The organism is Oricola sp., assembly GCF_965230365.1.
Lineage (GTDB): Bacteria > Pseudomonadota > Alphaproteobacteria > Rhizobiales > Rhizobiaceae > Oricola.
Genome location: NZ_OZ246003.1, coordinates 3,735,254 through 3,748,011 on the forward strand (window position 1 = coordinate 3,735,254; position 12,758 = coordinate 3,748,011).

Below are 12,758 nucleotides of genomic sequence, written 5' to 3' on the forward strand. Positions count from 1 at the left end.
GGATAGAATGAGAAAAAGTGCGTTATTCAGACATCCGAAAGCATCGCTGTGCGCAGCCCTGTTCGCGCTTGCGGGCAGCAGTGTCGCAGCTTTGGCGGAAGACATAAACCTGACCTTCGTCGGCCCCGAGGCGCCGAGCGCAATGGAGGGGGTGATCGCCCTCTTCGAAAAAGAAAATCCAGGCATCAAGGTCACTTATGAGAACGTCCCGTTCAATGACCTGAACTCGATCATCCAGACCCGTGTGGGCGGTGGCGACCCGGATCCCGATATATACACAGCCGACCAGCCGCGAATTGCATCGCTTGTCAAACGCGGTCAGCTCCTCGACCTTTCGACCCATATCGACAAGATCGAAGGCGTGATCCAGAGTTCCCTCGACGCATCGACCGTGGATGGCAAGCTCTATGCCCTGCCGATCTCCACGTCCTCGCAGCTGCTCTACTACAACAAGAAGCTGCTGAAGGCCGCGGGCCTCGACATGCCGTCGATCGACCCGGCAAACCGGATGACATGGGAAGAAATTCGCACGGCCGGTGTGAAAGCACAGGAAGCCGGCGCGGAATTCGGCTTCATGTGGGACCAGATCAACCGCTACTATCAGCTTCAGCCGCTCGCGGAATCCGCTGGCGGTGGATCCGGTATCGGCCCCGGACAACTGGACATCGACGTGACCAATGACGGCTGGCTCAAGGCGATGACATTCTATGCCGCGGCATTCAACGACGGCCTTGCGCCGCGCGGTGTCCAGCCCGGCCAGACACAGGACATTTTCGCCAACGGCCAGATCGCCTATTTCGTTGGCGGCCCCTGGTGGCTGCCGTTGTTTGCCGATGCAGAAGGTCTTGAGTTCGGCGTCGCGCCGCACCCCTATTTCGAAGGCGGGGAACAGGTCACGCCAACCGGCGCATGGTCCTGGGGTGTCAACCCCAACTCGGACAATGTCGAGGCTGCGGTCAAGTTCGTGAAGTTCGCCGCGCTCGATCCGAAAGGCGCGCTCGCTACGGCCAAGGGCTTCCCGTTGCCGCCGGCGAACGAAACGACGTTCGACACCTACTACGCGGAGAACCAGACGGTCGAAGGCGTAGCGGATCTCATCAAGAGCGAACTCGTCAACACCTCGCGCATCCGCCCGCGGACCACTGGCTACGTGGAATTCGAAGAGTTCATGGGCAAGGCCTTCGAAGACATCCGCAACGGTGCCAATCCGGCCGACGCGCTCGGCACTGCACAGTCGGCAATCAAGCGCGCATGGTCGCGGAACTAAGGTCGATCGGTGTTGCAGGCGACCACGCCCTCGCAGCAGAGGGGGGCCACCCCCTCCTCTGCTCACCCGCAAGGCAGACGCCGCCGGCATCCGATACTCGCGGCGATAGGTTTTTTGTTGCCGGCGCTCATCCTGCTTGTCCTGTTTCGGATCGCGCCGGTTATCGAGGTCTTCTTCGACAGCTTTCGCAATTCGCGATCCGAATGGGCCGGCTTTGAGAACTATGCGTTCCTGCTGACTTCGGATTCGTTCATTAATTCAATACGCGTCACCCTGGTTTTCAATCTGTTGATCAATCCGATCCAGATCGTGATGGCGCTCGCCATCGCCCTGTTGATCGTTGACGGCGCCAAGAAACCCGGAATGTGGCAAACGCTGAACCTGCTCCCGGTCGTCGTGCCGCTGGCGGTTTCCTCGCTCATCTGGAGCGTCGGATTTCGGCCGGACGACGGCATTATCAATGCGATACTCGCGGCCATCGGCCTGCCCGATCAGCGATGGCTGACATCCGCAGACCAGGCGATGATGTCGATCATTATTCTCGCCTCCTGGGTTGGTGTCGGCTACTGGTCGCTGTTCCTCGTGGCCGGACTTCACCAGGTTCCCCGCGACGTGATCGAAGCGGCCCGGCTGGACCACGGTGGCTATTGGGGCACGCTCTGGCATGTGCGCCTGCCGCTGATGCGACGGCCGCTCGCCTTCGTGCTTGTAGCCGATACCGCAGTGAACCTGCTCCTGTTCGCGCCGGTGCAGATCCTGACCCGCGGCGGCCCGGTCGATTCCACCAACCTGGTGATGTTCGACATCTACCGTAACGCGTTTGTCTTTGCCGACCTGCCGCTCGCGGCGGCCGAAACCGTCCTGTTGCTGCTCGTCGTCATTGCGATTGTCGGCTTGCAGTTCCTGATGCTCAACCAGCAAGGCGCGGAAGACTGACGACCATGCCGAAACTACCGAAGTCGTTCATTCCGACACTGTTGATCGCAATCGTGACTGCGGTTTTCATGACGCCCTTGTTGTGGCTGGTCGTAAGCGCCTTTCGCCCGGAACAGGACATTCTGGGTCACCTGTCGCCGCTTACCTGGAACGTCATTATCCCGGACCGCGTCACCACCGAAAACTTCACACTGCTGATCGAGGGTGGTTTCGGGCGGGCGGTCTTCAACTCGGTTTTTGTTGCCTTCGGAACGGTGGCGATCGGACTGATCGTCAATTCCATGGCGGCATTCGCGTTGAGCGCCATCGATTATCCCGGCCGCGGTGTGGTTTTCGCGGTCGTGGTCGTCACATTCCTTATCCCGTTTGAGGCAATCGCCATTCCGCTTGCCGGGACCGTGCGCGCGCTCAACCTCGACAACAGCTATTCGGCGCTGATGGGACCTGGTATCGCCAACGGGTTCGCCATCTTCATGCTGCGCCAGTTCTTTCTTGGTATCCCTAAGGAACTGCAGGAAGCGGCCCGCGTCGATGGCGCCAACCTGTTCCAGATCTACTGGAGGATTTATCTGCCCCTCAGCAAGGCGCCGATGGTCGGGGCGGGCGTCATCATTTTTCTCTTCCAATGGCAAGCCTATCTGTGGCCGCTTCTGGTGACAAGCACGAGGGAGTACGAGCTCGCGCCGGTCGCGCTCGCCAAGCTGATCGGTCAGTTCGATTTCGATCTGGGCCAAATGCTGGCCGGAGCGGTGCTGCTGGCGCTGATCCCGACGCTGGTCGTGCTGCCGCTTCAAAGACATTTCACGCAATCAATCGCAGGGACCGGCCTCAAATAGCTGGCAGACGAGTAACATCGGGAAGGCAGAAACCATGAGAGAGAACAACTGGAACGACAGCGATGCGCAAAGCTGGGTTTCAAAGGCGGCAGCCGACGCAGCCGACCGGGATCTCGCATTGCGGGTCTATTCCTCACGTCTGATCGGGTCGGACCCCGACCTCGTGATGCATGGCGGTGGCAACACATCTGTCAAGGTCGAGCGCGCCAATCTCATGGGAAAGACAGAGCGTGTTCTGCATATCAAAGGCAGCGGCTGGGATCTCGACACGATCGAGGCGCCGGGCATGCCGGGCGTCTGGCTCGATCCACTATTGGATCTGCGCGCACTCGACGAGTTGTCCGATGAAGACATGGTCAACGTACAGCGTTCGTTGCTCATGCATCAATCTTCGCCCAACCCGTCGGTCGAAACGCTTCTGCACGCCTATCTACCGCACAAATATGTCGATCACACCCATGCGACCGCATTCCTGATCCTCGCCAACCTGGATGATCCGGAAGGCGCCATTCGCGAAATCTTCGGCACCCGAATGGCGGTCGTACCCTACGTGATGCCGGGTTTCGCACTCGCCAAGAAGGCCGCCGAGGTCTTCGAAGCGTCACCGGATTGCGAGGGAATCATTCTCTTGAAGCACGGTCACTTCACCTTCGGCGCGACGGCCCAGGAAAGCTACGATCGCGTGATCGAGCACACCAATATGGTCGAAGCCTATCTGATGAGAGAAACCGGACGACCCGATTTCGAATGCACCGTAAGCAAGCTTCGCCCATCGGGGGATGACCCGGTCGGCATCCTGCCGCATCTACGCGGCTCGGTCGCCCGCATACGTGGCGAACACCATGGTACCGCACCGCGGCCGGTTGTGCTCGACACGCGATGCAGCGCGGAAGCCCGCGCCTTCGCGGAGCGGGATGATCTTGACGCACTTGGCGAACGGGGCTGCGGCTCGCCGGATCATGTCATCCGGACAAAAGGCAGCAAACTGGTGTTGCCGGGCGACAGCTCCGCCGACGAGACGGATGCCGCCGTGCGCAACTTCGCCGATCGCTATCGCCAGATGTTTGAAGAACAGAACGCCCGTGTCGGCGGTGGCAAGATCATGCTTGAACCGCACCCGGTCGTTGCATGGGTCAAGGGGTTGGGCATTGTCGGAATGGGCGCCAGTGATGGTGCTGCATCGATCGCGGCGGATCTCGCCGAACAGACGGTCGAAGTCATGTCGAGCGGCGAGGCGCTCGGCGGTTTCCGGCCGATCGGAACCAACGACCTCTTCGACATGGAGTACTGGTCGCTGGAGCAGGCCAAACTCGCCAAGGCGTCGCCGAAGCGTTTTGCGGGACATGTCGTCGCCGTAACCGGCGGAGCTGGGGGAATCGGATTTGCCACCGCGAAAGCCTTTGCCGCGTTGGGCGCGACGATTGCGATTGTCGACCGAGCCCCGACTGTGGGCGAAGCCGCCACGAAGATTGGCGCTAACTGCCTTGGCGTCGAAGCCGACCTCACCAGCGAGGACGGGGCGAGATCGGCTATCCGGGCAATCGTAGCGCGATTCGGTGGCCTCGACATCGTCGTTTCCAACGCCGGAAACGCCGTCAGCGGCAACATCGTCACCATGGACGAGAAAGCGATCCGCGACAGTTTCGAGCTCAATTTCTTCGCACATCTCAAGCTGGCGCGCGAAGCAGCCAAAGTGCTGGCGGCGCAGGGCACCGGCGGGCAACTGTTGTTCAATGCCTCGAAACAAGCGGTCAACCCGGGCAAGGGCTTTGGCGCTTACGGCATGCCGAAGGCCGCAACGATGTTCCTGGTGCGCCAGCTGGCGCTGGAACTCGGCAATCAGGGCATCCGAGTAAACGGGGTCAATGCCGACCGTATTCGCTCCGGGCTGCTGACCGATGACTTCATCAAGACGCGCGCCGATGCGCGCGGCGTGACCGTGGACGATTACATGGCCGGCAACCTGTTGAAAAAGGAGGTTCTTGCCGACCATGTTGCGCAGGCATTCGTTGCGCTTGCCACGTCGGAGCGCACTACGGCGCATATCACCACGGTCGATGGCGGCAACATCGAGGCGTCGCTGCGGTAGCGTCCACCGAAAGGGCTAGGCGGCGGCCTACTCCCACTCGATGGTGCCGGGCGGCTTGGAGGTCACGTCGTAAACGACGCGGTTGATGCCACGCACCTCGTTGATGATGCGGGTCGCCGTGTTACCGAGGAAGCTCATGTCGTAGTGATAGAAATCCGCCGTCATGCCGTCGACAGAGGTAACGGCGCGCAGCGCGCACACATATTCATAAGTCCGGCCATCGCCCATGACGCCGACCGTCTGGACCGGCAACAGGACGGCGAATGCCTGCCAGATATGATCATAGAGGCCGGCGGCGCGGATCTCTTCAAGATAGATGGCGTCGGCTTCCTGCAGGATGCGCACCTTGTCGCGCGTCACGCCGCCCGGGCAGCGGATGGCAAGGCCCGGACCAGGGAACGGATGCCGGCCGATGAAGTGCTCCGGCAGGCCGAGTTCGCGCCCGAGCAGGCGCACCTCGTCCTTGAACAGCTCGCGCAGCGGCTCGACGAGTTGCATGTTCATGCGCTCCGGCAGGCCGCCGACATTGTGGTGGCTCTTGATCGTCACCGACGGGCCGCCGGTAAAAGATACGCTTTCGATCACGTCGGGATAGAGCGTGCCCTGGGCGAGGAAATTGGCGCCGCCGAGTTTCTTCGCCTCGGCCTCGAACACGTCGATAAACAGCCCGCCAATGGTCTTGCGCTTGACTTCCGGATCGGACTCGCCTTCCAGCGCGTCGAGGAAAGTATCCGACGCATCGACGTGGATCAGGTGCAGATTGTAGTACTCGCGGAACATAGAGACGACTTCAGCCGCCTCGTTCTTGCGCATCAGGCCATGATCGACCAGCACGCAGGTCAGCCGGTCGCCGATCGCCTCGTGGATGAGCAGTGCGGCGACCGAGGAATCGACGCCGCCCGACAATGCGCACAGGACACGGCCATCGCCGACCTGTTCGCGAATCGCGGTGATCGCCTGGTCCTTGTAGGCAGCCATGGTCCAGTCGCCCTTCAGCCCGGCAATGCGGTGGACGAAGTTGGCGAGCAGCTTGGCACCGTCAGGCGTGTGCACCACCTCGGGGTGGAACATGGTCGTGTAGTATCTGCGGCTCTCGTTGGCAGCAATCGCGAACGGGGCGTTCGGCGACTGGCCGATCACCTCGAAGCCGTCGGGAAGCTCGGTGACCCGGTCGCCATGGCTCATCCAGACAGGGTATTTGCTGCCAATCGTCCAGAAGCCGTCGAACAGCGGACTGGGTTTCAGGATCTCGACATCGGCGCGGCCGAACTCGCGGTGATGACCGCCCTCGACACGGCCGCCAAGCTGGTGGCAGAGCGTCTGCTGGCCGTAGCAGATGGCGAGGATCGGCACGCCGGAATCAAACACCGCCTGCGGTGCGCGGGGACTGCCCTCGTCGGGCACCGAAGCCGGACCGCCGGAGAATATGACCGCCTTTGGGGCAAGCCGGCGGAAGGCTTCCTCGGCCGACTGGAAGGGGACGATTTCCGAGTAGACGCCGGCCTCGCGGATGCGGCGGGCGATCAGCTGCGTGACCTGACTGCCGAAATCGATGATGAGGACGGATTCGGGATGGGGAGCGCTCATGACGAGCGCTTATGCCAATGCGGCCCCGGATGCAATCGCCGCCTCCACCCGGTCCACCGCTTCGGCCAGTTTCTCGTCGATCACGTGCAAATACTGGGTCCAGTCGTCGTAGTGATGCAGGTCGGCGGCGCCGTCGGAGACGCCGCGCAGGCCGATCAGCGGCACGTCGAACGCCATGCAAGCGCGCAGCACCGCAAAAGTCTCCATGTCGACCATGTCGGCGTCGATGGCGTCATAGGAATCGCCCGAGATGATGTCTGCGCCGGTGGAAATGCGCACCGCCGGGATGCCGTCGACGCGGACCGGCAGGGCGACCTCCGCCGGCAGGTCGAGGAACGGCGTGCAGCCTTTCTCGAAGCCTAGCGGCGAGGCATCCATGTCGCGATAGGAAACGGAGCCGATCTGGTAGATTTCCGCCTGCTCCAACGTACGCGATCCGGCCGAACCGAGCGACACAACGAAATCCGGGCGGCCGTCGGCCAGCGCACGGGTGACGTTCACCGCGGCCTCGACCGGGCCGACGCCGCAGATCAGCGGTGTGAAGCGTGCCTTCAGATGCTCGCCATATTCCGGATCGGCCGCCATCACGTATAAGACCGTGTATTTCCCGACTGTCTTCACGTCTCAGTCCTTCACATCGTCGCGGCCATGCACCGCCATCAAGGTTGCCGTCATCGTGGCGATCCGCTTTTCGTCGCCGCCCTGCACCGCATAGCCGGCACCGTCGGAGACGACAATGGTGCGCCCCGGTTTGACCACCCTTCCCTCAAAGCGGAAATGATCACCCTTGGCAGGCGCCAGCAGGTTGACTTTGTACTCGATGGTCAGCACGCCGGCATCTTCGGGGATCGTCGTCAGCGCCGCGTAGCCGCACGCCGAATCGAGAACCGCGCCGATGACGCCGCCATGGATGAAGCCGTGCTGCTGGGTCAGCTTGATATCGAAGGGCAGAACGATCTCGGTAAAACCGGTTTCAACCCGCCCGATCTCCGCACCCAGCAATTGCATCGCCGGCTGGCGGGAGAAGCTGTCGGTAATGCGCGTTATGAGCCCCTGCATGCGAGGCACCCTATTGGGCAATTGGCTATCCCGCTAGCGCCAATTTCGCGGCGGCAGTTCTGCGCTTCGCCCGCGCGTCTACGCCGCCTTTTGCATGACCGCGAAGAAAAACCCATCGGTCCCGGTCGCGCGTGGTGTCAACGTGATGCACTTCATGTCCGCCGACCAGGGCTGGGCCTTGTCGAAACCAAACAGATTCTGCCAGACCTCACCGGCCGACAACAGGTCGAAGCCGGAATGGCGGTCGCCGAAGGCGTAAACCTGATGTTCGTTTTCCTGCGGGAACACTGAACAAGTCACATAGACAAGGTAACCGCCCGGCCGAACGAAACGTGCGGCGCTATCCAGCACTTGCATCTGCTCCTGAAGACGTCTCTCCAGCGCTGCAAGCTGCAGGCGCCACTTGGCGTCGGGATTGCGCCGCCAGGTGCCGGAGCCGGTGCATGGCGCGTCGACCAGAACGCGGTCCATTTTCGCCTCAAGCGACGACAGATCGGCGCCGGCGGCGTGTACCTGAACATTGCGCGTTCCGGCGCGTTTGAGCCGCTCGAAAATCGGCGCAAGACGAACCTTTTCGGCATCGTAGGCGTGGAGCTGACCCCTGTTATCCATCGCCGCCGACAGCGCCAGCGTCTTGCCGCCGGCACCGGCGCAAAAGTCGAAGATCTGTTCGCCGGGCTGGGCGAAGACGAGATCGGCGGCAATCTGGCTGGCCTCATCCTGGATTTCGAACCAGCCCTTCTGGAACGCCGGCTCGGCCTGCACATTGGGCATGCGGGCCGCTCCCTTGCCGGCGGCAATGCGCAGGCCGCGCCGGGCGATGGCGGTCGGCTTCACGCCAACGCCCGCCAGCTGTTTGCGGACTTTCTCACGGTCGGCCTTCAGCGTATTGACGCGCAGGTCGAGCGGCGCACGTTCCGACAGCGCAGCGGCCTCCGCCACCCACTCCTCGTCGAAATTCTCTTCGAAGAAGTCCGCCGTCCAGTCGGGAATGTCGGCTTCGACATAGGGCGCGGCGAAGGCGAAGTCGGCCTTCGCGGCGGCGGAGAGGCTCTGTTCCGGGATTTCGGGTGCGAACCGGTCGCCGTCGAGCGCTTCACGCATCTGCTCGACCGACAGCCCCCATTGCCGCCAAAGCGTGCCGAAGGCGAGCGCCTCGGCATCGGCACCGCCCATCAGGTGTGCGGTGGACAGCTTCTTGCGCAGTGCATCATGGACGAGATTGCCGATCGCGGCGCGGTCGCCCGAACCGGCAAAACGATGCGACAGGCCCCAGTCCTTCAGGGCCTCGGCGGCGGGCCGCCTGCGTGTCTCAATGTCCTGCAGCACCTCGATGGCTGCGCCAATCCGTCCGCCGAGGCGCATCGTACCCGCTCCGTTCGCAAATTCGAGGCGTGGTTACAGATCGCGGAAACGGAACGCAAGGCGGTGGTGTCAGACCGTGGCCGCGGGAACCGCAAACTCCACGCCGAGATAGTAGGGCCAAATCAGGATAGCGAGCACGCCCTTCCAGAAGCCCAGTTCCAAATAGCCCAAGGAGAAGAGCCATCCAGCACACCAAAGAAGACCGAGGCCGCCATGCTGCTCGATCCGTATCCGTTGCTTGTCCATCGCTAGTCCTCACCGTCTGGTAGCGGAAATGCGTCGAGTGAGAAATATTGGCAGATGCCCACCGAATCGCATTGTCAGCGGTCAACAAAAAAAGCCGGCGCGAAGACCGCGCCGGCCATGTCGTTGCAACTACGGGTTCCGCTTACACCAGATCGTAGCGGTCTGCGTTCATAACCTTGGTCCAGGCGGCGATGAAGTCGTTGACGAACTTCTCGGCCGCATCGTCCTGGGCATAGACCTCGGCATAGGCCCGCAGGATGGAGTTGGAACCGAACACCAGATCGACACGGGTCGCCGTCCACTTGGTGACATCGGACTTGCGGTCGCGGATGTCGTAGAGGCCGTCGCCGGCCGGCACCCACTTCCAGGCCATATCGGTCAGATTGACGAAGAAGTCATTGGTCAGCATGCCTTCGCGGTCGGTGAACACGCCGTGCTTGGTGCCGCCATGGTTGGTGCCGAGCACGCGCATGCCGCCGATGAGCACCGTCATCTCGGGAGCGGTCAGGCCCATGAGCTGCGTGCGGTCGAGCAGCAGTTCTTCCGGGGTGACGACATAGTCCTTCTTGACCCAGTTGCGATAACCGTCGTGGATCGGTTCCAGAACATCGAAGGAGGCAGCGTCGGTCATTTCGTCGGTCGCGTCGCCGCGACCCGGCGCGAACGGCACCGTGACAGCGACACCGGCGGCCTTGGCCGCCTGCTCGACACCGACATTGCCGGCGAGCACGATCACGTCGGCGACGCTGGCGCCGGCCTCGGCAGCGATCGGCTCCAGCACGCCAAGCACTTTGGCGAGGCGGTCAGGCTCATTGCCCTCCCAGTCCTTCTGCGGGGCAAGGCGGATGCGGGCGCCGTTTGCGCCGCCGCGCAGGTCGGAACCGCGCCAGGTGCGGGCGCTGTCCCAGGCGGTGGCGACCATGTCGGCAACGCTCAGGCCGCTTGCCGCGATCTTTGCCTTGACGGCTTCGACATCCCAGCCTGTCGAGCCTGCCGGAACCTGATCCTGCCAGATCAGGTCTTCAGCCGGTGCGTCCGGGCCGATGTAACGCGCCCGCGGACCCATGTCGCGGTGGGTCAGCTTGAACCATGCGCGGGCAAAGGTGTCCTTGAAGTATTCCGGATCGGCCATGAACTTCTCGCAGATCGCGCGATAGGCCGGATCCATTTTCATCGCCATGTCGGCATCGGTCATCATCGGCATGCGGCGCACCGATGGATCGGTCGCGTCGACCGGCATGTGTTCTTCCTTGATGCCGACGGGCTGCCACTGGTTGGCGCCGGCGGGGCTCTTGGTCAGTTCCCACTCATAGCCGAACAGCAGTTCGAAATAGCCCATGTCGAAGACGGTCGGGTTGGTCGTCCAGGCGCCCTCGATGCCCGAGGTTACGGCATTGGTGGCCGCGCCCTTCAGGTTCGGGTTGATCCAGCCGAAACCCTGGTTCTCGATGTCGGCACCTTCCGGCTCCGGTCCGAGTGCCTCGGCATCGCCATTGCCATGCGCCTTGCCGACGGTGTGACCGCCAGCAGCCAGCGCTGCGGTTTCCTCGTCGTCCATGGCCATGCGGGCGAAGGTTTCGCGCACCTGGGCGGCGGTTTTCAGCGGATCGGGTTGGCCGTTGACGCCTTCCGGGTTGACGTAGATGAGGCCCATCTGCACGGCGGCCAGCGGGTTTTCCATCGTCTCCGGCTTGGCAACATCATCGTAGCGGGTGTCGGACGGTGCCAGCCATTCCTTTTCTGCGCCCCAGTAGGTGTCCTTTTCGGGATGCCAGATGTCGTTGCGGCCGAACGAGAAGCCGAAGGTCTTCAGGCCCATGGATTCGTAGGCCATGTTGCCGGCGAGGATGATCAGGTCGGCCCAGGAGATCTTGTTGCCGTATTTCTTCTTGATTGGCCAAAGCAGACGGCGGGCCTTGTCGAGGTTGCCGTTGTCCGGCCAGGAGTTGAGCGGCGCAAAGCGGATATTGCCGCTGCCACCGCCACCGCGGCCGTCGGCCAACCGGTAGGAACCCGCCGAGTGCCAGGCCAGGCGGATCATCAGGCCGCCATAGTGACCCCAGTCGGCCGGCCACCAGTCCTGGTTTTCGGTCATCAGCGCCTTGAGATCTTTTTTCAGCGCTTCGGTGTCCAGCGATTTCAACTCCTCGCGATAGTCGAAATCCGCGCCAAGCGGATCTGACTTGGTGTCGTGCTGGTGCAGGATGTCGAGATTGAGGGTCGCCGGCCACCAATCGGTGTTCGACGTTCCCGCAGCGGTGACGGCACCATGCATGACCGGGCATCCGCCCGAGTTTTCGTTGACCTTCTTGTCCATGATTTCCTCCGATCGCAATTGGGTGGCTGGAACGATTCTAAGGTTCTTATGCGCCCCGCAATCGATAGTTTCCAATTGCATTTTCGAATGTGATCGATAAGAAAAACCTATGAAGATTACGCTTCGGCAGATGCACTATTTTGATGCCCTCGCGCGCACCCGGCACTTCGGCAAGGCCGCCGCATCGGTGAACATCACGCAGCCAGCCTTGTCGGCCCAGATCATGGATATGGAGGGCCGGCTGCAGCGCAAGCTGGTCGAGCGGCAGCGCGGCAATGTGGTGCTGACAGAGGCCGGCCAGCGGCTGCTGCCGCATATCCGCCGCATCCTGCGGGACGTGCAGTCGCTGGAAGAGATGATCGTTCAGGATCGCGGCTTGCTCGTCGGACCGCTGCGCATTGGTATGATCCCGACAGTGGCGCCTTACGTGTTGCCGAAACTCGCACCGAAACTGCAATCGCTCTATCCCAAGCTTGAACTACGGGTGCGCGAGGCGATCACCGACACGCTGGTGCGCGAATTGCAAGACGGCGCGCTCGATGCCTTCATCGCGGCCAAGCCGATCCGCGAACCGGGGATTCATGCCGAGCACCTGTTCCGCGACCGGTTCTTTATCGCCAGCGCCAGCAACGGCACGGATGTGCTGACGTCGCCTCTGAATGAAGACCAGATCGCGCTCGACCGCCTGCTGCTGCTGGAAGAGGGTCACTGCCTGCGCGACCAGGCGCTGGCGGTCTGCGCCCGCGACCGGGAAAGGCGGCTGGTCGATTTCGGCGCCACGTCGATGACGACGCTTCTGCACATGGTGCGCGGCGGCATGGGGCTGACGCTTGTACCGGAAATCGCGCTTGGCGCAGAGACAGCCGCCGATCAGGGCCTTTCGATCACCCCGTTCGCCGCGCCCGAACCCTATCGCGACATCGCCCTGTTCTGGCGGTCGTCGAGCAAGCGGCTGCCGGATTTCGGCGCACTCGCGAACGCGGCGCGCGCGGCATCCCAGGAACTGTTTGCAGGTGACGCGGCCGCGGCCAAAACCGAGGCGGCGGGATGATACTG

Annotated in this window: 11 protein-coding genes; 5 read left to right on the top strand and 6 right to left on the bottom strand. The window is 62.4% G+C overall.

What is annotated here, in order from left to right:
* The first annotated feature begins 7 nt into the window (after window positions 1-7).
* The 4 genes from ACO06R_RS18150 to ACO06R_RS18165 all read left to right on the top strand — a co-directional run bounded on the left by ACO06R_RS18150 (window position 8) and on the right by ACO06R_RS18165 (window position 5,128).
* Window positions 8-1,267 carry a sugar ABC transporter substrate-binding protein gene (locus tag ACO06R_RS18150; protein ID WP_421853376.1) on the top strand — a complete coding sequence of 420 codons (1,260 nt, stop codon included), beginning with the start codon at window positions 8-10 and terminating at the stop codon, window positions 1,265-1,267.
* Between the two features lie 117 nt (window positions 1,268-1,384).
* Window positions 1,385-2,203, top strand: coding sequence for a carbohydrate ABC transporter permease (locus ACO06R_RS18155; protein WP_421853379.1), 819 nt, complete (start codon window positions 1,385-1,387; stop codon window positions 2,201-2,203).
* Between the two features lie 5 nt (window positions 2,204-2,208).
* The gene (locus tag ACO06R_RS18160; protein WP_421853382.1) at window positions 2,209-3,039 is read left to right on the top strand and encodes a carbohydrate ABC transporter permease; all 831 of its coding nucleotides are present in this window, start codon (window positions 2,209-2,211) and stop codon (window positions 3,037-3,039) included.
* 34 nt (window positions 3,040-3,073) lie between these two features.
* On the top strand, window positions 3,074-5,128 hold the full coding sequence (locus ACO06R_RS18165; protein WP_421853385.1) for a bifunctional aldolase/short-chain dehydrogenase: 2,055 nt from the start codon (window positions 3,074-3,076) through the stop codon (window positions 5,126-5,128).
* Window positions 5,129-5,155: 27 nt separating this feature from the next.
* Here the strand turns inward: ACO06R_RS18165 and guaA are convergent, their stop codons facing one another.
* The 6 genes from guaA to katG all read right to left on the bottom strand — a co-directional run bounded on the left by guaA (window position 5,156) and on the right by katG (window position 11,702).
* Complete coding sequence (gene guaA, locus ACO06R_RS18170) at window positions 5,156-6,715, bottom strand: glutamine-hydrolyzing GMP synthase (RefSeq protein WP_421853388.1); 1,560 nt, start codon at window positions 6,713-6,715, stop codon at window positions 5,156-5,158.
* A gap of 9 nt (window positions 6,716-6,724) precedes the next feature.
* Window positions 6,725-7,336, bottom strand: a complete 612-nt coding sequence (locus ACO06R_RS18175) for a 5'-methylthioadenosine/S-adenosylhomocysteine nucleosidase (protein WP_421853391.1) — start codon at window positions 7,334-7,336, stop codon at window positions 6,725-6,727.
* 3 nt (window positions 7,337-7,339) lie between these two features.
* Window positions 7,340-7,774, bottom strand: coding sequence for a PaaI family thioesterase (locus tag ACO06R_RS18180; protein ID WP_421853394.1), 435 nt, complete (start codon window positions 7,772-7,774; stop codon window positions 7,340-7,342).
* A gap of 78 nt (window positions 7,775-7,852) precedes the next feature.
* Window positions 7,853-9,139, bottom strand: a complete 1,287-nt coding sequence (locus ACO06R_RS18185; RefSeq protein WP_421853397.1) for an RsmB/NOP family class I SAM-dependent RNA methyltransferase — start codon at window positions 9,137-9,139, stop codon at window positions 7,853-7,855.
* A 69-nt stretch (window positions 9,140-9,208) separates the two neighbouring features.
* Entirely contained in the window at window positions 9,209-9,385 is a 177-nt protein-coding gene (locus ACO06R_RS18190) for a hypothetical protein (protein WP_421853400.1), read from the bottom strand.
* 142 nt (window positions 9,386-9,527) lie between these two features.
* Window positions 9,528-11,702 (bottom strand): catalase/peroxidase HPI, encoded by a 2,175-nt coding sequence (gene katG / locus ACO06R_RS18195; RefSeq protein ID WP_421853403.1) that lies wholly within the window; start codon window positions 11,700-11,702, stop codon window positions 9,528-9,530.
* 109 nt (window positions 11,703-11,811) lie between these two features.
* Between katG and ACO06R_RS18200 the strand changes: the two genes are divergently transcribed.
* Entirely contained in the window at window positions 11,812-12,753 is a 942-nt protein-coding gene (locus tag ACO06R_RS18200) for a hydrogen peroxide-inducible genes activator (protein ID WP_421853406.1), read from the top strand.
* Window positions 12,754-12,758: the final 5 nt, after the last annotated feature.